Genomic DNA, 24,545 nt, shown 5'->3' on the forward strand with positions numbered 1-24,545 from the left:
ATACCATAATGATATAATGATATTTTGATTAGGAAAACTGCCGGATCGAGGTGATACATATTGATTGAGGAGATTGTAAGGCTGAAAAATGAGAATTTCTCTTGGGAACAAATTGCGGCAACATTATCTATTCCAAAGCAGCAGGCAAAACAAGAGTGGCAGTATAGACTAACAGAAAAAGCAAAGCGAAACGTACAAAATAGTCTTCATACTGTATTGTTGTCGAAAGAACGAATTTATTGTAAATGGCATCTCGATCCTTTTTTATTAAGGGCGGCTTTCTATTGTGAAACTCCGTTAAATCCTGATGTGCTGGATCTTCGTATTTTTGACGTAACAGATATTTATTTTAATGGAACGAACGCTCACTCCATGACATGTGTAAAAGTAAACAGGGAGGATGGCTTCTGGATAATAAAAGGGTTAAAGAGCAATCGTTCTTACCTTTGTGAAATTGGCTATTTAACAAAAAACTATTCTTTTTGGCCGATTCTGCAATCACATCCGGTTCATACTTCATACGAGTACAGTACAGACTATATACTTAAAGCAGGAGAAGCGGAAGCGTTTTATCAACATTCTTTCAACGAGCCAGCCTGGATCGAACATCCAGATTGCTTGCAATAAACCGATACTAGCTGAAGGAGGTAAGGGAAAATGAAATATTCTTTTTCAAGTATTATGATGGTTAATCATCCCTTTCGGCCTCTTGCTCTGGCTGGGTCGACAGCAGACAGCGCGGAAATCATCACACTGATGAAGGCATATGGAACCCTGCTTGAAGCAGCAAGCCGTACGGAGCCTGGAAAGCCGGTTACAGGCGTTGTGAATTTATTTACATTGGGCTGGATGAATGGAGCTCGAGGAAAGATGGCTGTCGCTTCTTTTATGAAGCTTCAACCGGACGGGGTACTGCCTGCGGTTTTACGCGCACATAACGGGTCTTTTATTCAAGCTTTTAAAGAGTTGATGACACAGCAAAAGCTTGTACTGCTGCCTGTGTCTCTCAGCCAGTTTCCTTTGACGGCTTATACACTAAAAGGGGCAGCAAAGGAAGACTTAAAACGAACTTCTGCTATATGGAAAGAACTATTCGGCACTCTGCCTTTATCCATATGGCTTCCGCGTGGCGCTTATACACCTGGGATAGACGAACTTCTTTTGCAAGAAGGCTGTCAGTTCGTATTTCTTCCGCATGATGCTTTTCCTTTGGAGGAACAGGAAGGGGTTCAGTGGGTATCTCCGCGCGGCCTTAAACTGATTCCGTATCGGAAGGATCATCAAGAAAGCGGAACAACAGGCGTCACGCTTTTTTCTTTAGCTGGGCAGAGCGCCCGCAGGCACTGGGAAGATATTCAAAAAAGGCAGGTATCCTCGTCTGATCGTTCTTCTGCAAAGCGTGTGATTCATTTTCCACTCGTGTATGAAAACATGAATGAAGGACACACATTGATTACCGCGGAAGAACTTCATCGTTGTGACCCTATTATTCATTTAAAAGAAGAGTGGGACGAAAAGTATGCCCTCGCTATTTCAGAAGCGGCAGGTGTTTTAGACCTGGAATGGGCTTATTGTATTTATGCCGCTGTTCATGGTTTAAAAGAGGAATTAAAAAGCGCTATTGATTCCTTGCGCTATTTATTAGATGGAGCCCATAAAGAGTTTCCTGACCTCGATTATGCACACCAGCGCATGCGTCTTCATTATGGAGTGACGCTTCAATCCAAACAGTTTGTTGGCGGCGTAGAAAGAATGGAAGGAGCTGTCCTGCTGCTTTCCTGGGAGTATCCGCCAAACATTGTCGGGGGAATGGCCCGGCATGTTCATGGACTTGCAGAAGCACTAGTTGCGTCTGGACGTGAAGTGATTGTTTTGACATCTTCCCATCATGAATCAGCAGAATATGAATGTGTCAATGGCGTTCACATTTATCGATCCGGCCCGCTTCATAAAGGAGAGCAGGATTTTTTAAAGCAAACCTCCGATTTGAATCTATGTCTTTTTCAAAAAGCGATGGAGCTGATGCATAAGCACGACATTGCTCTTATTCATACCCACGACTGGCTGACAGGAGACGCGGCAATTCTGCTTGCCGAACAAAAGCAGCTGCCGCTCATCTCTACTATTCATGCCACCGAGCATGGACGGAATAATGGGCTGCATAATGAGCTGCAGCACGCGATTGCGTCAAAAGAGAAAAAGCTCATTGAAGCTTCCGATACGGTTATTGTGTGCAGCCAGCCGATGAAGGAAGAATTACGGGTTTACTATGAGGGATCAGGGAAAGATATATACGTGGTGCCGAATGGTGTGGAATTTGAAGAAAGCGTATCAGGCCTGACAAGGTTTCGCTCTATGGAGCCCTTTATTTTTTCAATCGGCCGTATGGTGTTTGAGAAAGGTTTTCAAACATTCTTTGAAATGAACTTAAAAAACTTGAAAAAAGAAAATATTCAGTTTATTATTGCGGGTAAGGGTCCTCTATTAGAAACATGGCGTGAAGAAGTGAAAAAGCGTGGACTTGAGGATACGATTCATTTTGTCGGCTACGTGAGTGATGAGGAAAGAAGGGCTTTGTTTCAATCTTGTAAAGCGGCTGTATTTCCAAGTCTGTACGAACCGTTCGGTATTGTGGCTCTGGAAGCCATGGCGTTCCGAAAGCCTGTAATCGCAGCTGCAACAGGCGGGTTAAAATCGTTTGTTTTACATAAACAAACCGGGCTTTTGTTCGAACCAGGCAATGCCGAAGACTTATCCGAGAAAATAGCGGCTGTTTTGGATCAGCCCGGTTATGCAAATGAACTAGGTTTGAATGGACATGAAATGGCAAAAGAACTTTACAGTTGGGCACACATCAGCGCACAAACAGAAAAGATCTACGATCAGACCGTTTTCATCAAAAAAATGGAGGGAGTTCGTACATGATAGGTATTCTGCTTGCTGGGGGGCGTGGAAAAAGGCTGCGCCCGATAACTGACCACATACCAAAGCCAATGGTCCCATTGTTGGGTAAACCTCTTTTAGATTACAATTTAAATGTTTTTAAAAGAAATAAAATTTACCGCGTGATCATGACGGTTTGTTATAAAAAGGAAGTTATTCAGCAGCATGCAGGTTTCGGCCATCAAAATGGACTTGATATTCAATATATAGAAGAGTGCGAGCCTCTTGGTACTGCCGGAAGCTTATTTGCCTCCAAAGGGTTATTTAAAGAAACACTCGCTGTATTAAGCGGTGATGCACTGACCAATATACCGCTTCGCCAGGCGTATAACTTTCACAAAGAAAAAGGAGCCCGTGTAACCATTGTTACGGCGAGAGCAGAGCACCCTGAGCATTTTGGTGTCTGCCTCACAGACCAAAGCGGAAAGCTTCTTTCTTTTCTTGAAAAGCCTTCTAACGTGCAATTGTGGACGAATCAAGTAAGCACGGGTATTTATTTGGTTGAACCGTCCTTGTTTGAAGATTACGCACTTTATGGGAAAGCAGATTTCGCCCAGGATGTATTTCCAATGCTTCTGGCCAATCAGGAGCCGGTTTATGTTTATGAGACAAATGCATACTGGCAGGATATTGGCACCCATCCCGCATACAAGCTGGCTGAGAAGCGGCTTAAGCGGGGAATACCAGGAATTACGAACCGTCTGCAGCCTGTTTACCCGCTTTCGAATACATTTCCTGCTTCTATACTGAACGAAAACGATGGACTTGCAGAGCGGTCCGATTGTTATTCAACAATGTTGAAAAAACAGGCTGGCATTTCTGATGAAAAGGTGCTATTATAGTAAAGTCGCAAACGACTTGAAAATAAGCGAGACAAGTTTGGAGGGAAAAACATGCGTGTAAACATTACATTAGCTTGCACTGAGAGCGGTGACCGTAACTATATCACAACTAAAAACAAACGTAACAACCCGGATCGTCTCGAGTTGAAAAAATACAGCCCGCGATTGAAAAAAGTAACAGTGCATCGTGAAACAAAGTAAGCAGCAGGAGACTTTCCTGCTGTTTTTTCTTTTAGGAGGAACCAATGGATAAAAAGATACTGAGGGATGGGATAAAACAGCAGCTTGCTGCAATAAGCCGGCCCGTGTATGAGGAAAAAAGCTTTCAAATTGCCAGAAGATTGTATGCGCTTCCGGAATGGCAGGAATCAAACAAAATTGCGGTTACGATTTCAGCGGATTTTGAAGTAGACACCTGGCAGATTATCCGATCTGCTTGGCTTGCCGGCAAAAAAATTTGTGTGCCAAAGTGCCATCCGGATACAAAAGCCATGTATTTCTATCAATTGGATAAGTTTGAAGATCTTGAAATGGTGTATGCGGGGTTGTATGAACCGATTCTTCAAAACACAACATTGATTGACGCGAAGGAGATCGAATTAATGATTGTACCCGGCCTGCTTTTTAACCGGAAGGGGTTCAGGGTTGGCTTTGGCGGCGGCTACTACGACCGTTTTTTATCTACATACATAGGACAAACGATTTCATTAGCGTTTTCCATTCAATTACGGCCGGATATTCCCGTTGAAGAGCATGACATCCCTGTTCAGAAAATTTTGACGGAAAGTGAAACAATCCTCTGCTCATAAATGTCCTTCTTTCTTTACCGTCTGAATGAGTTCCGTTATAGTGGAATCAACAGGATGGACGAAAGTAGTGATGAAATGACAACGCAAACAAATTTGATATTTTGGCGTCTTGCTTATTTTTTTGTTGTAGAGCAGGAGTATACATTAACAAGGCTGAGCCAGGATCGCAGAGAAATGCTGCTTGAAAATCGTTCAGTAAAAAAAGCGGCCATTATTAGACTTTCTCAGCAAAATCTTGGCTGGGCAGCTTCTCTGGGACGTGACATTGAACAAACGGCCTGGGTCGGCGAGCGCCTCCGAAAGCAAAGAGGGATGAGAAAGCTTAATATGCTCAATGTAATGGTGTCTCCTCATCAGCCCGTTGACGAATTTTCACAGTTCATGAAACCGGTTCAAAGCGGAAAAACACAAACAGCTGTCCTGCTGTTTACTGAAGAAAACCTGGGGGGTCCGCTTCAAGAGCTGGAACGGTTTATGGAGTCTGTACCGGAGCAGCGGGAATTTGAAGGGGCTGACGATGAAGCGGCTGCATATGAGCGGGCTGTTTTATCCCATGAAGTAAAACGAAAAGAAGAAGAAAATCGATTTTTTTACTATGGAAAGCCTTTTTTCACGTATGTTTTTACCGCGGTTAATGTCATCATGTTTTTTTTAATGACGATCGCAGGAGGCAGTACAGCGACTGATGTGCTTATACAATTTGGCGCAAAATTCAATCCTCTTATTTTAGAGGGGGAATGGTGGCGTTTTATCACACCGGTTTTTCTGCATATTGGACTGCTGCATCTTTTAATGAATTCAATGGCTTTGTACTATTTAGGAACAGCGGTTGAACAAATTTACGGCCGGCTGAGATTTTTGTGGATTTATTTGTTTTCCGGCTTTACAGGGAGCCTGCTCAGCTTTTTGCTGACTCCTAATTTGTCAGCAGGAGCGAGTGGAGCTATTTTTGGGCTGTTTGGGGCCCTTCTTTATTTCGGGGTAACCAAGCCAAAGTTGTTTTTTCGGACGATGGGCATGAATGTCCTTGTTGTGATTGGAATCAACCTGGCCTTTGGATTTACAGTACCGGGAATTGACAATGCCGGACACATTGGCGGACTTATCGGCGGTTTTTTAGCAACGGGCATTGTTCATTTTCCGAAAAAGCGGCGTATTCTGCAACAGCTGTTGTTTTTGGCAGCAGCTTCGACTTTTGTGGCAGTCGGTTTGTTCTTTGGGTTCCAGCACGGGTATGCCGCTCTTGACGCGCAGTCTGTGAATATTCAGGCCGCAGACAAGCTTCAGGACGGAAATAAGCAGGAAGCTGAACGGATCTTGTCGAACTTTATTCAAAAAGGCGGCCAGCCTTCTGCCGAAACGTATTTTTACCTGGGTGTAATTAAAGCGGGGGACGGTCGCCTGGAGGAGGCTGCCTCTCATTTTAAGCAAGCTGTCCGGTTAAGGAGTAATTTTTCCGAAGCACATTATAACCTGGCGCTTATTTATTCTAGCCAGGGACGGCAGGAAGAAGCGCTGCAGGCAGCCGAACAAGCCGCAGCATACGCTCCTAATGAGCAAACATATGAAGATTTAGTTCGCAAGCTGAATAATGAGTGAAAAGCAGGGTGAAAAGATGGAAACGATTTTTGATGTACAGCAGCTGCTGAAAAGATACGGTGTTTTCGTTTATATCGGCAATCGTGTAGCAGATTTACAATTAATGGAGCTTGAACTGAAAGAACTGTATCAGTCTCAGCTGATAGAGCCAAAAGAATATCAAATGGCGCTGCTTATATTACGACAGCATATTGCAATTGAAAAAGAAAAAGAAAAAGAACAGGGGAAATGACATGTCAGAGAAACGGCTCGCTGCTTTTGATATTGGCGGCACAACGGTTAAATTAGCTTTTTTAACAACAGAGGGAGAAATCATACGAAAATGGTCGATTCCAACCGACCGTATGGACAAAGGAAGTAGAATAGTAGCAGATATTGCCCGTTCTTTTTATAAAGAATTAGAAGCAGATGGATTAACAACTGCCGATGTGCTCGCAGCAGGAGTAGGGGCGCCGGGTCCTGCCGATCCAGTATTGGGGACGATTTCTGGTGCGGTAAATATCGGCTGGCCGAATGGATATCCTCTAAAAAAGCTTCTAGAAGAAGCAATTGAATTGCCTGTTTTTATTGAAAACGATGCAAACTGTGCTGCACTTGGCGAAATGTGGAAAGGCGCGGGAGGAGGCGCAGGCGACGTAGTTTGCATTACACTTGGCACAGGTGTCGGCGGCGGCGTTGTGTCAAAGGGAATGATTATTACAGGGGTAAATGGAGCAGCGGGAGAAATCGGCCACATTACGGTTGTAACAGAGAATGGGTTTCTTTGTAACTGCGGCAAGCGCGGCTGTCTTGAAACAGTAGCTTCTGCAACGGGAATTGTTAATTTGTACAAACAACAAGGCAAAGACGCGCCTGATGCACGCACAGTATTCGGACAAGCTGCGGCAGGAGATACGGCAGCGCAATATGCGGTTGACCGCTGTGCTTTTTATTTAGGTCTTGCAGTTGGAAACATTGCTAACACCTTGAACCCAGCTAAGATTGTAATTGGCGGCGGCGTTTCAGAAGCAGGTGCGGCTCTTATGCAGCCTTTAGAGAAATACGTAAGAGAGTTCACGTTCCCGCGGGCGATGGATGTGCTTGCACTTCAAAAAGCACAGCTTGGCAACGATGCCGGTGTGATCGGTGCAGCTTACTTAGCAAAAGTAATGTCAGTTTCATAAAATAAAAAACAGTCCCGCTGGGACTGTTTTTTATTTTATGAAACTTTTTTTAATCGTATGCGTATGAATAAGAGGCGGAATTATCGCGGAACTATTATAAAGCTTTGCTTTTTCGTTCTGATTGATTTTTTGTAAAAAAAGTATTAAGATTGTGAAAGACAATTTACACTGGGTTAAAGTGTATGCAATTCCCCGATCACTTTTATAGAAGTAACGAGGAGGCTGAAAGATGAAAAGAACAATACGCAGCAACATTTCTCTTATTGCTGTAACCGTTTTGTTCTTATGGATGAAAACATACATCGTCTATAAAACAAGCTTTAACATGGATATTGAAAACTCACTGCAGGAATTTATTTTGCTGATTAACCCGCTGAGCTTTATTATGCTGGTAATGGGAATTGGCTTTTTCTTAAAAAGTGACAAAGCACGCAATCGTTATTTGCTGGGCATGAGCTTTTTCCTAAGTTTTCTGCTTTATGCGAACGTTGTGTTTTATCGCTTTTTTAATGACTTTATTACGCTGCCTCTTTTATTTCAAACAAGCAACTTTGCTGATTTGGGTAACAGTGTTACAGAAGAATTTAATGTAGCGGATATTTTATATTTCGCCGATGTCATTCTTTTATTCCTCCTGCTTAAGTTCAAGCCGTCATTTGTGAAGTTTCGCCCAATGTCAAAAATGAACCGCCGCGCTTATTTTTTATCAGCTGCTGCGCTAATGTTTTTGAACCTTGGACTAGCAGAAGTGGAACGTCCGCAGCTTTTAACAAGAACCTTCGACCGTGAAATGCTTGTGAAAAACATCGGAACGTTCAACTATCACCTTTATGACATTTTTCTTCAATCTAAATCATCTGCCCAGCGTGCACTGGCAGATGGCAGCGAATTAACTGAAATTGAAAACTATGCTGACGCCAATTATGCCGAACCAAATACAGAGTTGTTTGGCGCCGCCAAAGGAAAAAACCTGATTATGGTGTCCGTTGAATCAACACAGGCTTTTGTTTTAAACAATACCGTAAACGGCCAGGAAATTACGCCATTTCTGAATGATTTTGCAAAAGAGAGTTTAAACTTCACTAACTTCTACCATCAAACCGGGCAGGGGAAAACGTCTGATGCAGAATTTTTAACGGAAAATGCACTGTACCCGCTAAGCCGCGGTGCCGTGTTTTTTACTCACTCCGGCAACCAATTTAATTCAATGGCTGAAAAGCTTGAGGAAAATGGCTATTTTTCAAATGCGATGCATGCGAACAATAAAAGTTTCTGGAACCGGGACATTATGTATGATTCGATTGGATATGAACGTTTTTACAATGTAAATGATTATAAGGTGAATGAAGACAACAGTGTAAACTGGGGAATGAAAGATATTCCGTTTTTTGAACAATCGGCCGAGCTGATGAAAACCATGCCGCAGCCATTTTATTCGAAAATGATTACGCTGACCAATCATCATCCGTTCTACTACGATAAAGAAGACCAGATGATTGATGAATTTAATTCATCAAGCGGCACACTAAATCGTTATTTCGTTACCGTTCGTTACACGGACGAAGCATTAAAAACGTTTGTGGAAGATTTGAAAAAAGCAGGCCTTTATGAGAACTCTGTGATTGTTTTGTATGGGGATCATTATGGCATTTCAGAGAATCATAATGAAGCTATGTCTCAATATTTAGGTAAAGAAGTGACGCCATACGTATCAGCTGATCTTCAAAAAGTACCGTTTATGATTCACATTCCAGGCGTTAAAGGCCGGGAAATTGATACGGTCGGCGGACAGGTGGATGTGCGGCCAACACTGCTTCATCTTCTTGGCATTGATACAAAAGGAGATATTCAGTTTGGACAAGATTTGCTTTCTGGCGAGCATGAAAGCTTTGCCGCATTCCGTGACGGCCGTTTTGTGACAGAGAATTATGTGTATGCCGGCGACGTATGCTGGGATAAAAAGACGGGCGAGCAAACAGATGCTTCCTACTGTGCGCCTTATATTGAAAAAGCAGCTGCTGAATTAAATTATTCAGATCGGGTTATTTACGGGGACTTGCTTCGTTTTTATGATCCAGATGCTGCAAGAAAAGAATAAAAAAAGCCCCTGATTTTTATCAGGGGCTTTTTTAATGGGCAGCCGGATAGCCGTGATGCAAAACCGTCATGATGGTAAACCAGCCGATTACACCAGCTGTACCCAGACTAAAAACGATGCCGAGCAGATTTTTGTTTTTCACAGCGCTGATGGTACTGAAAACGGCAAGAAGGGCAATAAGGGCAAAAATAATCGTTAACCCGTTCATTTTTCCAGGCCTCCTTATATGAAAATCCATAAAAACCCATGTAAGCGCAAAACACACCCCTATTGTATAAGGTTTTTTCATATTTGTCGAGATGAAAGCGGATAATTCTTTTAACAGCTGCGGTTTCCTGTTACGATATCAAGTGAATAAAGAAAAAGGTGGAGATGATATGGATTGGACGCAATTGCCGCTTGGTCCTCTGCAAACAAATTGCTACATACTTTCTCATGAGTCAAAATGTATTGTTTTTGACCCGGGTTCAGAAGGAGATCAGCTTGTAAGCTGGCTGAAGGAAAACAAGCTTGATCCGCTTGCTGTTTTGCTGACCCATGCTCATTTTGACCATATTGGGGCTGTTCGCCCGCTGAAAGAAGCTTTTAACATGCCGGTTTATCTGCATGAAAAAGAAGCAGAGTGGCTTGAAAATGCCGATTTGAATGGATCAAGCCGCTTTGGCATGGGAAGCATTACGGCACCGCCGGCTGATGTTTTGATCCGTCATGAAGAAAATTTAACGATTGATCTCTTTACATTCAAACTGCTGCACACACCGGGCCATTCACCGGGCAGCGTATCTTATTATTTTGAAGAAGGCGGCGCCTTGTTTGCCGGTGATACTCTTTTCATGGGGAGCATCGGGCGTACAGACCTTGCTGGCGGCGATCACCAGACACTTCTTACGAGCATTCATGAAAAAATTATGTCACTGCCTGAGGAAACCATTGTGCTCCCGGGCCATGGCCCGGCAACATCCGTGATCACGGAAATGGACAGCAATCCTTTTTTAAATGGTTTTTAAAAAAACAGAGAACGCCATTAAGGTGTTCTCTGTTTTTTTATCCGGTATATTTCATAATCTGCTTTTTTTTTGTCAGGCTTCTTAGCTTTTCAAGATTATATCCAACCACAAGCGATTCTCCGTCCGTTAAAATCGGACGCCGCAGCAATTTAGGCTCTTCAATAATCAGATCGACAACGGCTGAAAGGGGCATCTCATCGACACTCACATTTAACGATTTAAACGTTCTGCTTCGGGTGGCAAGCAGCTCATCAAGACCTTCTGAAGTCATAGACAGAAGATTTAGCAGCTCCTGGCGTGTAGGAGTTTCACGGAAAAGGTGGCGTTCCTGAACATCAACTGAATGGGCAGACAGCCATTTTTTTGTTTTTCGGCATGATGTACAGCTTGGATACGTATAAAAGGTAACAGCAGACATAAATACTCCTCCTTTTTTATTCTTAAATGAATTGTACAATAATTGTACAATTGTTGTACAGTTATTACTCTTTTAATTGTGTTCAATTTCGTAAGACGCTTATAAGTATGACTTTTATCATTTTTTCACCATAAAATTGTTGTTTATAATAATTAAAGAATGGCGAGGCGATAAAATGCATTCTGTTTTAAAGCAACAGGGGCACTTGCTGATGCCGCCCATTATTCCATTTATGAATATATTTTAAAAGAACATAGAGACTTGACAGTACAGGATATAGCCGCTCAATTTGGCATTCACCCGAACGTGGCACGCCTTCACTTAACAAAGCTTGAAGGTGTCAATTTAATTGGTTCCTGCCTGCAGAAAACAGGAAAAGGCGGCCGGTTTTTTCTAGAAGCAGAAACGAAAGGGACTGTTTCCTCTCTTCCAAATAAAAAACGTCCTCAATTGCTTAAAACGTTGAATATAAGAATTGGTTATACAGCGCATGCGAAAGAAGTAGAAAAGGGGCTCGTTGTTCAATTTGCTATTTATAACTGTCCATTTAAAGAATTGCTTCAGGAAAAGGATGCAGCAGCATGTCGGATTCATAAAGCCGTTTTTAAAGGAGTTATGGAAACCTTATTTGCCGCTATTTTAAGCCAGTATTCTACGATGCTTAATAGATGGCAGGAATGTATCTATCAGTCGGTTGCAGTAAACTGAATAAAAGAAACGCTTACATTTTTGTCTGTTATCCTTTATAATAGTGGTATTAATGGACCAAGCTTTGAAAAAAGGGAGGGATACATAATGGATCGGATGTTTCGCGTTATGGCATTTTGGACCGGTATTTTTTCTTTAATGTTTTACTTGGGCCACATGAATATTACGGCTTTAATTTTTCTTGGCCAAACTGGCTTTTTCTTGTTACTCGGCTATTTACGTCTTTCTGAACGAATGTATATTTATGTTTTTGGTGCTTATTTAACCGTTTTTTTTGCCGCCTTTACTTATTGGTCAACCTTTATGATGACGCCGGGAAGCGGAGGGCATTAAAACAAGCAAAGCCTTTAAAGCGGAAAGCTTTAAAGGTTTTTTTGTTAAAGTTTTGTAAATATTTTCAAAAGGTCATGTCTAATCAGGCACATTGTTGTATGCTCAAAGGGAGAGAGGGTGATAATTTGCAGGTTGAGCAAAAAATGGAGCAGATCTTAAAAGAAGCTGTTCAAATGCAGGCCACCGACCTTCATTTAATGCCAAAACAAAACGGTTATTTGCTTAAAATTCGTGTCGGCGGCCAGCTGATAAAAAGTGAAACCTTTTCCATACGGGAGGGCGAACGGCTGATTGCTTATTTGAAATTTACGGCTTCGATGGATATCGGTGAAAAACGAAAGCCTCAAAGCGGCTCCTTTCGCCAGACGGTTGATCAATTTTCCCTATCGCTGCGTGTTTCCACGCTGCCCGCTGTACCCCACAAAGAAAGCCTTGTGATCCGCCTTTTGCCACAGGAACATGTTCCACCTCTTTCCCAATTAACACTGTTTCCCTACACAGCGGTCAAGTTAACCTCGTTATTAAACCATTCAAACGGCCTCATTCTGCTTAGCGGCCCAACCGGGAGCGGAAAATCCACTACACTTTACTCTATGATTCAGCATTGTGCCTCCCATTTAAATAAGCATGTCATTACACTCGAGGATCCCGTTGAAAAACAGCAGGATGCTTTCGTGCAAATTCAAGTAAATGAAAAAGCCGGCATTACGTATGCAACGGGCTTAAAAGCCATTTTACGCCACGATCCTGACGTGATTATGGTTGGTGAAATACGTGATGAAGAAACTGCACGAGCCGCTGTGAAAAGTGCCCTTACGGGACACTTGGTTCTTTCGACCATTCATGCTCGCGACGCTGCGGGCGTTATCGGCAGGTTAAAAGAGCTTGGTATTACCCAGCATGAAATGATACAGACACTGGTCGGCATTACCGCACAGCGGCTTGTCCGCATCTGCTGTGCGGACTGTGGTGCGGTCTGCAATGAAGAATGTAAGCGAAAAACAAAGCAGGCGATCGTATGCGAATTACTATTGGGAAAAGCGCTGTTTTCTACACTGGGGAACAAATTATCACATCAGCCGGTATCTGTTTATAAAAAGCTGCAGGATGAGCTGCGAAAGGGGGTAGCATATGGATTTATCACACACGAGGAATGGGCTCGCTGGTGTTTTAGCGAAACGGACTTCAGCGAAAAATGGAGCTGATTTTATTACAAGGCTCGGGGAAATGATGATAAAAGGTTTTTCCATTGGAGAAGCGGTAGAATTTTTGTTGATGAACATACCGGATATAAATAAAAGGCAAACAAACTTGATTCAAAAGCAGCTGCGGGAGGGCGTTCCGCTTCACGAAATTCTGCCGGTGCTTCATGTTCCTTCCCTTATCTGCCTGCAAATTTTCTTTGCTGAACAGCACGGAAATGTTGAAGAAACGCTCGTACATGCAGGAACACAGTGGAGCAAGACTGAACAGGCGAAAGAAAAGCTTATACGGCTTCTGCAATATCCGATCTTCCTGCTGGCTTTGCTTATTGTATTGCTCGCCGTCTTAAATACTTTCGTTCTTCCTCAATTTCGGGATCTTCACGCTTCAATGGGATATGAACCAAAAGGGATGATCCTGCTCCTGCTTTTTTTTCTTCAATGGGCACCCCCGGCCGTCTTAATTACAGCCCCTGTTCTGACTGGTCTGCTTCTTCTTTTGTATACCCGCTATAAACTTCTTTCTCCGCAAAAAAGAGCGGACATGATCATAAAAATTCCGTATATGAAAACCTTGTTTCAGCTTTATTTTACCCGTCTTTTTGCCAGGGAATCTGCTCAACTGTTAAGCAGTGGATTTTCGGTGAACGAGCTTCTCCATATATTTGAAGAACAAACGGTTTATCCCATGCTTCGTGAGGCTTCAAAAAAATAAACAGCCAGCTTATATCCGGTACTTCTTTGAAAGAAGCCATTGCGAATATCACTTGGTTTGACCGAAAGTTGCCTGCTTTGATCAGCCATGGAGGGGCAAATGGCAGAATGGGAGAAGAGCTGCTTCTTTACGCATCATTCTGTGACCAGCTGATTGAAAACAAAATAAAAAAAGCAACAAGCATTATTCAGCCGGCCGTTTTTTTAATAATTGGCACGGTTGTCATGGCTGTTTATCTGTCGGTGATGCTGCCGATGTTTGAGAACAGGGACTATAACAATTTAGGTAAAAATGTTGCTCTCTTATTGAGCTAACGGATAGGTTAGTGTGAGAAGGTAATATAGATAATTTTGTCGAATTAAATTACATAATCACAATATAAAATAGATAGGAGCTGCATTGCTCGATATGTATTATGTAAGAATAGTTTTTTTTATCAGTAAAGAATACGATTTTAATATTGAAAATGAATTTACTTTATTCCAGTCTGGAGATATTACTTGTAAGGTGGAGATTAAACGTAGAGAAGACACGGATCCGAAGGTTATTCTTTCCTATGGTGGATTTAAAGATAGAGAAGTTGCCGAGCAAGAAGGAGAAAAGCTTTTTTATAGTATAAAAAAGCAGTTCATCAAAGAGGGAATTCCTATCAACATCTCCGGAGGTCTAGGAGTATTAGATACACTTCAAATGTCATTTGCTAACGGCGGATTAACAGAACACGGTTTAAAAAATATAGATCAGCTTTTTCCTCAATTAAAAAACAAACCAGTGAGAAATGAAACATTAGGAATGGAAATCTACAAGTTAGATGAAGATATATCTACGATTACTTTCATAGCTCAAGAGGCAAAAATTAAAAAGACAATGGATTTTCCCAAAATAGAAATGGCTGAATATAAAGAGAACACTAAAATAAATATTGCGTATTCTTTACTAAATTCTAGCAATGCGATTAACGATTTAAGAGCTAGTTTCTTACTAAAAGTATCTGCTATCGAATCATTAGTTCCAGATAAATCCTATAAAGACGATAAATATTGTTATTTTATAAATCAAGCCAATAAATTAATCTCAATGGAAAAAATGAGCAACGATTTAGATATACCAGAAGAAGAGATGCAAAAAATAGTACAGAGTATTAAAGGCTCTATTGGTTCTCTTAAGAAAAAGTCAATTGGCGAAAAGTGTAAGGAACTGATTGAACGCTGTAACCTTGAAAAAACCTATTTGAACCTGGATGCTATAGCTTTCTTTAATAAATGTTATAAGATAAGAAGTGAGTTTGTTCATACTGGGATCTATAGCGGTGATGTTCCTGAAATTGAAAAAATACGCGAGTTAGAAATATATAGAATGGAGTTGGATAAGTTAGTAGTCGATATATTGGATTACTGTGAAAAAAATAATATATGAAAAGAAAAAACCCGTATCGGAGAAAATCCAATACGGGTTTTACTTGTAATGTGTTTTTTACTGAATGTATTCCAAAAGAAAACACCATTTCATTCAAGAGTTGTTGTAATTATAAAAATGGCTTATACATATTTCGTTGATACTTGTCATGTATCTGATTAAGAGAGAGGACTACATCCCTATGTAGGTCATTCGCTAATTGCGAAATTTTTCTTATATTTGTAGTAGTAAGTTGGTCATAACCGTATTTATTCACATGATCTATAATCATATTATGTCTTCTGGTAAAAACCTTTCCCTTTTTACCACCACATTTGCCCAAAAGAAAACTCATCCATTCTTTTCCACTCTTTTTAGAATTACATGAATGGCATGCTGGAACTAAATTTCCCCACGCATGTAAACCTACATATGTCTTGTTCATTGGAATTAAGTGATCTTTCTCCATTGTGTCTATAGTTAATTTTTTTTCACAGTAGCAACATCGGTGATTAAAATCAGTTAAGAGAACAGTCCGATCTGTTGAACTATCTGTGTAGAGTACATTCCCAACTAGTGCTTCAAATACAATACCGAAATCTATCAACAAATTACGCACTGCAGCGTTTGCAGCTTGATGGACCGAAGACAAACTAACTACACCTCCATTAATTTTATAGTCACACTTCATATTAACCAAATATCCTTTAATAATCTACTTTATTTGTCTCTTGTTATGTTATAAACCAATGTTTAAGAACAGGGACTATAACAATCGAATGGAAATGTTGTTTCATATTAAGCTAACTAGATGATTCAGTGCAGCAAATGTGATATGAAACACTAATAAAGGAGATTGTATTGTTCATGACGAATATACCGTAAAGAATTTTGTAATCTCAAATGTATATAAAGGAAGGAAATATAATGAAGACTGTTTTAGTTAAAGAGGAACTTGAGTTTTTGGATGAGGAGATGAGGCGTTTATTTTTATCCTACTTTCACAAAAACCTTGAAGATTCGATCAAAGATTGGAGTGGAAAAGGGCGTTTTAAAAATGAGGAACCAGAAGTTCATTCCTTAGATCATTTTGTCAGTACAAATAAGATAACTTTGAGATTGCCAGAGGGTATTGAAGTTCCCCTGACGTTCACAATAAACTGGTTTAAAGGTAGTCTTTTAGATATAGAGGTTTTTGCGGATCTTGATAAAGCATATTGGAATCTTTTGATTGAATTCTTAAGAAAAGCGGTATCTAAATCGTTTGCTATGCTAGCAGCACAGAAAGAAGAAAAATATTTCTTTAGAGTTTATTTCAGATATTTTGGGCATCCTTTAGATGGTGCTTATTACATTGCAAACTTTAGAGTTTCACCCGCTACTGAAGAAGAGAGTATTTTTTTATTGGGTGAAAATTATATGTATTTAGATATGGAGGTAGAGGGGATTGATCACTCACACGCCCACTCAAGGTCACAAGTTTTGGGAAACGAAATAACAGCAATTTTATCAGTTATTTTGAACACAGGATTTTATAAACATGAACATGAGCAAAGGTGGGTTCGTCTTTCTGCCACAGAGCATGGTCGCTTTCATATTGGATTTCGAGATAATGAACCACGTCCAGAATCGATGCCACCTAAAGACCGTAAGAAAGCTGGAACTTTTAGTGAAAATCCTAAAGAATATATTGAGTATACTGGGGAACAGCAAACGCTCCGTCTACCTAAAGCCATTAGAAAATTGTTTAGAGCATATTATAGCCTTCCAGCAGATGAACAAGAGGCATTTGTAAATGCGTCACGAATGTATCAAATTTCTTTAACAGCAGGCCGAAACTCAAATACTGTAAGAGCTTCTTATCAACTTGCTGCTCTTGACGCACTGTCAAAACCTTATAGGGAAAACGGGAAAAATAAAAGCGCTATAATGGCATTAACAGATAAATACTATTTAGAAGGTCAGGGGAAGAAAATTGGTGAGTTATATGATTCAGTTAGATCTGCTCATTTTCACCAAGGTTACTTTGATGCATCGGATATAAGTAGACTTGAAATTCGCCCCTTTTTAGGACCGGAGTGGTTAATGCAAGAGCTTAACTATCTATTTCACAATAATGTTGTATTTATTATCTTAAATAAGTGGTTATATGAAAAAATTGAACCAGAAGCACTGTCATAGAACAATTGGGCAATATTTTAAGAAGGAAGACAATAAAGACCGGTTTTTTTCGGTCTTTTTTCAAAATATACTGTTTTCCTTCATTTGTGTATAAATGCTAATTCTATATTAAAGGAGGAGAAATATGTTAAGAGAAACAATTAAGGTTACGTCGTTTAGTGGTATGTGTTATGGCCATGACGGCCTTTCCATCAAATTCACATTCCAGTATGAATCTGAACCAATAGAAGAGTTTGCATATTACGAACAGGGATATGGCTATTATCACTTAAATAAAGAAGATATTATTTTACTAAGTAAGAAATTTGAAAAGCGCATTCCAAAGATAGGAGCCCCTTATTATAAAAACAAAGTAACAGACTGGGGATATGATGTAGAAGAACAATTAGCAAAAATAATGTTATTTGGGCTAGATTTAGAAAGAGAAAAAGATGGGGAATTGTATCTTGTCACTTTTAAATGGGTTGCAGCTCCTTGGGATGCCGAAAAAAACAGAAGGAAAAAGCGGAAATTTCCGAGAAATCCTGATTTGAATTGGTAATTGAAGTTTTTAATTAAATAATGATGATGCATGTTTATCGAAAATTAATACTTATAGAAGAAACCCGTACTGGAGGTAATCCGATACGGGTTTTATTTGTTATTCCATAAACCAATGTTTGAGAACAGGGACTATAACAATTAAGTGTCAAATGTAGTTGTTCCCCTATGGAGTTAAGTTTTCTGTATCCAAATTATTGACTCAAATCCAAATGGAATAGATGAAAATATTGTATAATTGTGTTGGTTTGTTTTTACTACATTACAAAGTTAAGGAAAGAGGTAGGTAAAGTGGATAAGTATCTGTCAATGGTTATGGATTATATCAATCGTCCTGATACGAACTACGCGTTATTGATAAGTGGAGACTGGGGCAACGGCAAGACCCATTTTATAGATAAAGTGGTTTTACCAAAGTTAATGGAAGAAGGAAAAAAGCCTATTTACATATCCTTAAATGGAATAAGCTCTACGGAGGAAATAAGTAAAGAAATTTACCTTAAAACTAGTCTCCTGCGCGATAAAGGTGTACAAAAGTTCACAGAATCAAAGCCAGCAAAATATGCAGCGCAGCTTATAAAAGCCGCATCGGCGTTTTACGGTACAGGCATATCGGAAACCACTATAAATTTTGAGGAATTAATTGATTTAAAAAATAACATTGTACTATGCTTTGACGATTTGGAAAGATGTCAGATAAATATTATTGAATTACTGGGATACTTAAATAATTTTGTGGAACATGACGAAGTAAAAACGATAATTGTGGGAAATGAAAAAGAAATTAAGGATATTAGTTCAGAACAAAATAAAGAATTAAAGATGTTAACTGCAATAGCATCATTAGGATTAAACAAGGGTGTAAATAATGAGGAAATAAACAAAACGTTAAAGAATTTATTTTCTGAACAGAAAACTTATGATGTGATTAAGGAAAAAATAATTGGCAAAACCATTGTCTACTCGCCAGATTCAATGACAGTCGTACAGGAAATAATAAGAGATTACGAAGAATCGAACCCGAACTATTTTCAATTTTTAAACGAATTCACAGAAGATATATTGTATATCTTTGATAAAAGTTCAAGGAGAAACATCAGGGTTTTAAAACATTCATTAAGTGATTTTACAAATGTATACGAAATCCTAGATACTCTAGCTGATTCCAGTTATAAAAAGCAGCTTCTAATTAGATATTTCGTCCCTTCATTGATTTTCGGAATAGAATTTAAATCTGGGAAAATTACTGAAGATCAGATAAAGAATGTAACGACTGCAACCCTAACCCGTGCAGCCTTAAACACGTCACTTGTTCAAATACCACCTTTTGGATACAGGGAATATCTACAAGATTATATAAAGCATGACGAGTTTTATTCGTCAAAATCAATTATCACTTATATTTCCAGTAGTATTTTAAATGAAGCAGAATTATTGGCGGAAGCAAGAAACTTTATTTCTGAAATGTCCAAAAAAGAAGCAGAAACAAAAGCTGAGATTCCAAAAACCTCTGTTCAAAAGTTAATAGGTGATTTTTTGGAGTTAGAAAACGAGGAATTTAATCACTGTATCCAAGATGTTCTCTCAGAAGTAAAAGAGGGTGTTTACCCTTTAGAATTCATAAGTAAGATTTTTTACCAATTTGAAGTTTTTGTAAATCACGCATTAATAGATAAAAATATTGAAGAGGTAAAACAAATTTTTATCGAGGGCATCAAAATTTCCAATCCAAAGCAGACAGAGGATGACAGGCTCGAGATGCTTTATGTCGAAACAAAGTCGGATCATTTAAAAGAAATAGAAGACATTATAAATTATAGGTTTATACATGTTAGATCCCAACGTCTAAAAAAGGATATGGATATAATACTTGGTTTGCTTCCTGAGAATGTAGATGATTTCACAGACCAATATTACCAATTAGCCAAAGGCAGGGATAATTATAACGCAGTTATGCCTCTGATTAACATACCAGAGTTTTTCTCAAAATTAACAGGACTAACTAATGCAGATTTACATAAGGTGCGTGTATTATTTAATTCGATTTATAGCTTCTCAAATATCAGAGATTATTATAAAGACGATTACCAACCGATGCTCCAATTGATTAGGTTAATTCGTAATCATCAACATTATAAAGTGGATGGTATTAAATCATTTACTTTTAAACTGCTGGCAAATGATTTAATTGAAAGAGCAAGGCTTTTAAACAAATAAGCTTTTCAAATGAACATTCAACAAAAATAGAAATTATACTGATTTTTTGTTGATATAGAAACTTGAATGTTTAAATACTTACCCCTATTCAACTAAGGGGTGCTTAGGTTCAAGAGGACATGAAAAAAGACCGATTTTTTTCGGTCTTTTTTTCTTTGTATTTAGTTATATTAAAAACCAATGTTTGAGAACAGGTGCTATAATAATTTCAAGTGCGATGATGTTGTTTTTTACTGAACAACAGAGCAGATTAGTTTAACAAGACATATATAAATATCACTAGTTCCTTTTTATTTGTTTATTGCGTCCAGTTACTTTAAAAACTCCGCATATTGTAATCTGAAAGCCCGTTTAAGGTTATGTAAATCTTTTTCAAATAGTTGTAAATCTGCTTTAAATGTTTGGAACGCTGCTTCAGCCTGTTGTAATGCTCGTTTTTGCATTTGTTCTTGCATTTGTTCTTGTATTTGTCTTTGTAACTGTCCGATATCAGAAGTTTTTTTATCTAATGTTCTCTTTGCTTTTCTTAAATTGAGTTCTTCACGTCTAATCTTTCGTTGATTTGAAGGGATTTCTTGGGTTAACGCCTTTTTCCTTCTAAAACCTAGTAACCCAAGACCCGCTAATTCTTTCTCCATTGCTTCATTGTTTGATTTTAATTTCTCTAATGTTGTTTGATGTTCTTGCATTGCTTTAGCCAGTTCTTCTTTTTTCAATTTTTCTGTTTTCAGTTCTTCTGTTTCCAGTTCTTCTGTTTTCATTACAATGTTTGGAAAGGTATAATACTTTTTTTCAACATCCTTCTTGAAGTGATTGAATTGATTTTGAAAGTCCTCTATATAACGTGAATACCATCTTAACTGAGAATCTCTTTTCTGAGCTTCTTGAGTTAATGTTGAAATCCCATCATTTATAGATGCGTGCGGGACATACTCAATAAAATTTCTTGTTCGATTCTGAAATTTTGAAAACTCAGGAACATACTTAGAGTGGATATCATCTTCAAACGAAGCCCCGATATATACTTTTAGTTTTTCTATACTTTTAATTATCGGTTCTATTTGGTGTATATCAGCCACATTTAACAAGGCTAGATGTTTCTGTTTCATGTCAAGTAAAAACTTGTTAATTTCACTCCTTATTGGTTCGAATGACGCGTCTAGAGTGGATATACCAAAGTATTCTTTGTTTTTGTCGATAGCTATTTTGAGGTGTTTTGTAGCATTTATTGCATCCTTACGAGCAGCGAACATAGTACTGATTTCGTAATAAACACCTGCATAAACATCTGTCAACTTTTTGAAGTCTGTCAATTTTTTGGCAACAGACCAAGTGTTATTCACTATAGCAGAGTCAACCAGGTCTTTTGCTTCAAATATAGAATCAAGTGCCTTTTGTTCATCGCCTAGAGATAAATAAATTCTCGTTGCAAGCCTGAAGGGTTCAATTTGTTGTTTGACCATGTCACTTGAAGGAAAGTACTCCTTTACTCGTTTTTGACTTTTTATTGCATATACCAAAGCTTGTTCATAGTTTTTTATACGGTAATAATTTAGCGATAGCATTAACGTAATTCGATAACTGACAGGATTCAATTGAAAAGCCTTGTTTAATAGGGTTATGGCATCTTCATATTCTTCAATAGCTACGAGTCGATCAGCCATTTCAACCTGTTCAGCAGCTTCTGTTTGGTTTGGTTGCTTTAAAGTTTCTTCGATTGATCTCAGTACATCCATTTGGTCCTGGTGCATCATAAACAAACCAGCTTTAAGAGAAGTGATTTCGCTTATAACTTCTCCTAAGTTTAAATTCAATTCATCTAGCTTATTCTCAATGGCCAAATACTTATATGGATCGTCCATTGATTCAGAAACTATATCTGCTATATCTGATAGCCCTCTAGATAAACTTGATACATCTGTAGATAGATATTGCAAATTTGAAGATAAATCCCAAGATAAAGTGGAATGGATCGCATTCATACTATCTAATAATAATCTGTCATCATAACTCAAAATGATTCCCTCCGTTAAAAACCCTTTGCAAGTTCTTTGAAATTCTTGTTTTTTATATTATAACGGCTTTTCTCTAATATAGGTATATTTAATAAGGGAAAATAGACCTACTTAGGATGGTGAATGGTTTAAAAAGCATATAGTGATTTGATCGTTAGACCTGAACAGTTAGATAAAGGGAGTATTGCCGGAAAATTTTAGTAGAACTTAAAGCGATTTTTAATAAAGATCAAAAAACCTCTTCCAAGAAGAATAAGAAAAATACAAAAAGACCGATTTTTTTCGGTCTTTTTTGTGTATTTTTAGTTATGTTATAAACCAATGTTTGAGATGATTGGCTCGGTTTAAAAAAGGAGGAAAAAAGAATGAAGCAATTTTGGAAGAATGAACGGGCATTTACACTGATAGAAATGATGATCGTCTTATTGGTGATTACCGTTTTGCTTTTCATTGCCATTCCAAACGTGGCAAAGCAAAGTAAAAATATCAATGCAAAAGGCTGTGACGCGTTTGTTCATATGGTTGCATACAAAAACAAGTAAGTAAGATTGTAATGTAAAAATTTGTAGACATTAATCTGTAAATGATTTATTCTTTTTTAAGAACGATTTGTTCACTAAAAAGAATGAGAAGAGTTTTTAAATATTAGAAAAGGGAGTGTTTTAATGAAGAAAATAATTTGTGCTTTAATGAGTCTATTAGTAATGATGGGATGTGTTTTAACCACTTCAATAAATCAAGTTTCTGCTTCTACAGAGAAGATTCCAACAATTATTATGCATGGGTTTACGGGAGATGCCAAGACATTTAAAACTATGAGACAGGTTTATAAGCAGAACGGTACAATAGGGGAGAATTACGGTGAATTAACAATGAGTAAAGACGGAAAGAAAATTACCGGTCATCTTAAAAGAGTAGATGTAGCAGGGCCGGGAGAAGAAGGCTATACTCGACCAGTCGTCAACTTTCTTTTTAAGGACAATACTGCTTCTTTACAAAAACAAACAGTTTGGTTCAAAGATATGGTGAATTATACTAAAAACTTTTATGGTGCTAAGAAAGTTAATATCATTGGTCACAGTATGGGAGGTTTGGTTGCAACAAGATATATAGTGGATACTGGGGGAAAAGATATAAATAAATTAGTTACTTTAGACTCGCCAATTTTGGGGGTTAATCCTACAACAAATTTTTCACTTTTGCCTTATCTAGACGCAGCACTTCGTGACCTAAGGCCATTTTCTGCAGCATTGGTGACAACATTAGCAAAAGCTAATAGTTTTAATAAGAATATAAAGGTAATGAGCTATGCTGCAACAGGTTCTGATGTGTATGTTAGCAAAAATAGTGCTCATGGTCTCAAGATATATACTAAAAATATTTCAGTTAAAGAAGTTAAGACAACACATACAAATATACAGCATGATGCAAGTGTAATTAATGAAGTGCAAAAATGGGTTTTCAAATAAGCAACAGGGAGAGCTAATGCTCTTCCTTTTTTATATTTCATGTAGTTAATCAGAGGAAGAACCGAGAGAGTCTTCAAAAAAGGATGCTAAAGTTTTATTCATATAATCGTATACAAAAACAAGTGAAAATCACAGTATAGAGATACTTATAAAGATGAACTTTTTAATCTTGTTAAGGAACAAAAGCGGTGCTAAAATTCTTTTTAGAGAACAATAGGGGGGTAGATCATTTAATATTATGATTTCTTTTTGATGGATTTAATTGAGTTGAGAACATTGTTTCACAAGGATTAAATTAGGTTGGAGGAGTTTATCTGAAAAAGAATAGGTATAAAACTATTAGAGCTTATAAAAATGAAGGTAGTAAGAAAAGGTTCTTAATAATAGTTCTCTGTTGGCTTGTTATTCTCTCTAATGGATTATTATTTAGTAAAGCAAGCGCACAAAGTGATGGAGATTCAATTCCTCCTAAATTAGAAAGGATGGAGGTTAGCCCAAAGCAATTGGGTGCAGGGGAGACACTTACTATTAAAGCTTATGCAACAGATGAAGGATCAGATGTATCCCAAGTGTTTGTGAGTTACAAATCTCCTTCAGGAAACAGGACACAGGGACTAAACTTGAAGTATAACCCCACAGAGAAAGTGTGGCAAGGAAGCTATACAGTAAAAGACACAGACGAAAGAGGAACGTGGACTCTGTATGGTATGATACTGCGAGATACAGCTGGGAACGAGGTTATAATCACAGGCACGAGATTACCTGACCAAAGTACAACTAGCTTCACCGTAAATAATGAAAACGGAGATTCAACTCCTCCTAAATTAGAAAGGATGGAGGTTAGCCCAAAGCAATTGGGTGCAGGGGAGACACTTACTATTAAAGCTTATG

25 protein-coding genes and 1 pseudogene are annotated in these 24,545 nt (G+C 38.6%); 22 read left to right on the top strand and 4 right to left on the bottom strand.

The genetic code is table 11. From position 1 onward, the window contains the following. Nucleotides 1-60: 60 nt before the first annotated feature. From L2D08_RS09170 to L2D08_RS09210, 9 genes are all read left to right on the top strand, one after another. Nucleotides 61-627 (top strand): DUF4912 domain-containing protein, encoded by a 567-nt coding sequence (locus L2D08_RS09170; RefSeq protein ID WP_242233453.1) that lies wholly within the window; start codon nucleotides 61-63, stop codon nucleotides 625-627. Between the two features lie 30 nt (nucleotides 628-657). Further along, nucleotides 658-2,925, top strand: coding sequence for a glycosyltransferase (locus tag L2D08_RS09175; protein ID WP_242233454.1), 2,268 nt, complete (start codon nucleotides 658-660; stop codon nucleotides 2,923-2,925). Continuing rightward, on the top strand, nucleotides 2,922-3,785 hold the full coding sequence (locus L2D08_RS09180; protein ID WP_242233455.1) for a nucleotidyltransferase family protein: 864 nt from the start codon (nucleotides 2,922-2,924) through the stop codon (nucleotides 3,783-3,785). Before L2D08_RS09175 ends, L2D08_RS09180 begins: the two co-directional genes overlap by 4 nt. Before the next feature lie 51 nt (nucleotides 3,786-3,836). Then, nucleotides 3,837-3,986, top strand: coding sequence for a 50S ribosomal protein L33 (rpmG, locus tag L2D08_RS09185; protein ID WP_045850975.1), 150 nt, complete (start codon nucleotides 3,837-3,839; stop codon nucleotides 3,984-3,986). 44 nt (nucleotides 3,987-4,030) lie between these two features. After that, nucleotides 4,031-4,594 carry a 5-formyltetrahydrofolate cyclo-ligase gene (locus tag L2D08_RS09190; RefSeq protein WP_242233456.1) on the top strand — a complete coding sequence of 188 codons (564 nt, stop codon included), beginning with the start codon at nucleotides 4,031-4,033 and terminating at the stop codon, nucleotides 4,592-4,594. 54 nt (nucleotides 4,595-4,648) lie between these two features. After that, nucleotides 4,649-6,193 carry a rhomboid family intramembrane serine protease gene (locus L2D08_RS09195; protein ID WP_242233457.1) on the top strand — a complete coding sequence of 515 codons (1,545 nt, stop codon included), beginning with the start codon at nucleotides 4,649-4,651 and terminating at the stop codon, nucleotides 6,191-6,193. A gap of 16 nt (nucleotides 6,194-6,209) precedes the next feature. Next, nucleotides 6,210-6,425: a YqgQ family protein gene (locus L2D08_RS09200; RefSeq protein WP_242233458.1), complete on the top strand. Its 216-nt coding sequence runs from the start codon at nucleotides 6,210-6,212 to the stop codon at nucleotides 6,423-6,425. A 1-nt stretch (nucleotide 6,426) separates the two neighbouring features. Next, complete coding sequence (locus tag L2D08_RS09205) at nucleotides 6,427-7,356, top strand: ROK family glucokinase (protein WP_242233459.1); 930 nt, start codon at nucleotides 6,427-6,429, stop codon at nucleotides 7,354-7,356. Nucleotides 7,357-7,585: 229 nt separating this feature from the next. Further along, complete coding sequence (locus tag L2D08_RS09210; RefSeq protein WP_242233460.1) at nucleotides 7,586-9,454, top strand: LTA synthase family protein; 1,869 nt, start codon at nucleotides 7,586-7,588, stop codon at nucleotides 9,452-9,454. A 31-nt stretch (nucleotides 9,455-9,485) separates the two neighbouring features. Here the strand turns inward: L2D08_RS09210 and L2D08_RS09215 are convergent, their stop codons facing one another. Continuing rightward, nucleotides 9,486-9,662 (bottom strand): DUF2759 domain-containing protein, encoded by a 177-nt coding sequence (locus L2D08_RS09215; RefSeq protein ID WP_242233461.1) that lies wholly within the window; start codon nucleotides 9,660-9,662, stop codon nucleotides 9,486-9,488. 169 nt (nucleotides 9,663-9,831) lie between these two features. Between L2D08_RS09215 and L2D08_RS09220 the strand changes: the two genes are divergently transcribed. After that, complete coding sequence (locus tag L2D08_RS09220; protein ID WP_242233462.1) at nucleotides 9,832-10,461, top strand: MBL fold metallo-hydrolase; 630 nt, start codon at nucleotides 9,832-9,834, stop codon at nucleotides 10,459-10,461. Between the two features lie 37 nt (nucleotides 10,462-10,498). Here the strand turns inward: L2D08_RS09220 and L2D08_RS09225 are convergent, their stop codons facing one another. Next, complete coding sequence (locus L2D08_RS09225; RefSeq protein ID WP_242233463.1) at nucleotides 10,499-10,879, bottom strand: Spx/MgsR family RNA polymerase-binding regulatory protein; 381 nt, start codon at nucleotides 10,877-10,879, stop codon at nucleotides 10,499-10,501. Nucleotides 10,880-11,140: 261 nt separating this feature from the next. Between L2D08_RS09225 and L2D08_RS09230 the strand changes: the two genes are divergently transcribed. From L2D08_RS09230 to L2D08_RS09255, 6 genes are all read left to right on the top strand, one after another. After that, on the top strand, nucleotides 11,141-11,587 hold the full coding sequence (locus tag L2D08_RS09230) for a helix-turn-helix domain-containing protein (RefSeq protein WP_242233464.1): 447 nt from the start codon (nucleotides 11,141-11,143) through the stop codon (nucleotides 11,585-11,587). A gap of 87 nt (nucleotides 11,588-11,674) precedes the next feature. After that, nucleotides 11,675-11,920: a DUF2626 domain-containing protein gene (locus tag L2D08_RS09235; protein WP_242233465.1), complete on the top strand. Its 246-nt coding sequence runs from the start codon at nucleotides 11,675-11,677 to the stop codon at nucleotides 11,918-11,920. 125 nt (nucleotides 11,921-12,045) lie between these two features. Next, nucleotides 12,046-13,125 (top strand): competence type IV pilus ATPase ComGA, encoded by a 1,080-nt coding sequence (gene comGA / locus L2D08_RS09240; protein ID WP_304653926.1) that lies wholly within the window; start codon nucleotides 12,046-12,048, stop codon nucleotides 13,123-13,125. Then, on the top strand, nucleotides 13,052-13,837 hold the full coding sequence (locus tag L2D08_RS09245) for a type II secretion system F family protein (protein ID WP_242233466.1): 786 nt from the start codon (nucleotides 13,052-13,054) through the stop codon (nucleotides 13,835-13,837). The genes comGA and L2D08_RS09245 overlap by 74 nt, the downstream gene beginning before the upstream one ends. Nucleotides 13,838-13,863: 26 nt before the next feature. Next, on the top strand, nucleotides 13,864-14,151 hold the full coding sequence (locus L2D08_RS09250) for a type II secretion system F family protein (protein WP_242233467.1): 288 nt from the start codon (nucleotides 13,864-13,866) through the stop codon (nucleotides 14,149-14,151). A 94-nt stretch (nucleotides 14,152-14,245) separates the two neighbouring features. Further along, entirely contained in the window at nucleotides 14,246-15,253 is a 1,008-nt protein-coding gene (locus L2D08_RS09255) for a hypothetical protein (protein WP_242233468.1), read from the top strand. A 109-nt stretch (nucleotides 15,254-15,362) separates the two neighbouring features. On the opposite strand, the gene L2D08_RS09260 is transcribed toward L2D08_RS09255, so the two are convergent. After that, nucleotides 15,363-15,923 (bottom strand): HNH endonuclease, encoded by a 561-nt coding sequence (locus L2D08_RS09260; protein WP_242233469.1) that lies wholly within the window; start codon nucleotides 15,921-15,923, stop codon nucleotides 15,363-15,365. A 236-nt stretch (nucleotides 15,924-16,159) separates the two neighbouring features. On the opposite strand from L2D08_RS09260, the gene L2D08_RS09265 reads away from it, so the two are divergent. From L2D08_RS09265 to L2D08_RS09275, 3 genes are all read left to right on the top strand, one after another. Further along, the gene (locus L2D08_RS09265; RefSeq protein WP_242233470.1) at nucleotides 16,160-17,413 is read left to right on the top strand and encodes a hypothetical protein; all 1,254 of its coding nucleotides are present in this window, start codon (nucleotides 16,160-16,162) and stop codon (nucleotides 17,411-17,413) included. 124 nt (nucleotides 17,414-17,537) lie between these two features. Continuing rightward, nucleotides 17,538-17,954 (top strand): hypothetical protein, encoded by a 417-nt coding sequence (locus tag L2D08_RS09270; RefSeq protein WP_242233471.1) that lies wholly within the window; start codon nucleotides 17,538-17,540, stop codon nucleotides 17,952-17,954. Nucleotides 17,955-18,244: 290 nt separating this feature from the next. Next, complete coding sequence (locus L2D08_RS09275) at nucleotides 18,245-20,170, top strand: P-loop NTPase fold protein (protein ID WP_242233472.1); 1,926 nt, start codon at nucleotides 18,245-18,247, stop codon at nucleotides 20,168-20,170. 311 nt (nucleotides 20,171-20,481) lie between these two features. On the opposite strand, the gene L2D08_RS09280 is transcribed toward L2D08_RS09275, so the two are convergent. Next, nucleotides 20,482-22,185, bottom strand: coding sequence for a tetratricopeptide repeat protein (locus L2D08_RS09280; protein WP_242233473.1), 1,704 nt, complete (start codon nucleotides 22,183-22,185; stop codon nucleotides 20,482-20,484). 365 nt (nucleotides 22,186-22,550) lie between these two features. Here L2D08_RS09280 and L2D08_RS09285 point away from each other — a divergent pair. The 3 genes and pseudogenes from L2D08_RS09285 to L2D08_RS09295 all read left to right on the top strand — a co-directional run. Beyond that, nucleotides 22,551-22,709 (top strand): annotated as a pseudogene (locus L2D08_RS09285) (prepilin-type N-terminal cleavage/methylation domain-containing protein); the annotation flags it as partial. 141 nt (nucleotides 22,710-22,850) lie between these two features. Then, nucleotides 22,851-23,654, top strand: a complete 804-nt coding sequence (locus L2D08_RS09290; RefSeq protein WP_242233474.1) for an alpha/beta fold hydrolase — start codon at nucleotides 22,851-22,853, stop codon at nucleotides 23,652-23,654. A 503-nt stretch (nucleotides 23,655-24,157) separates the two neighbouring features. Further along, nucleotides 24,158-24,545: hypothetical protein (locus tag L2D08_RS09295; protein ID WP_242233475.1), on the top strand; the 388-nt coding region annotated here is incomplete at its 3' end.

The organism is Domibacillus sp. PGB-M46 (genome assembly GCF_022668875.1).
Classification (GTDB): domain Bacteria; phylum Bacillota; class Bacilli; order Bacillales; family Domibacillaceae; genus Domibacillus.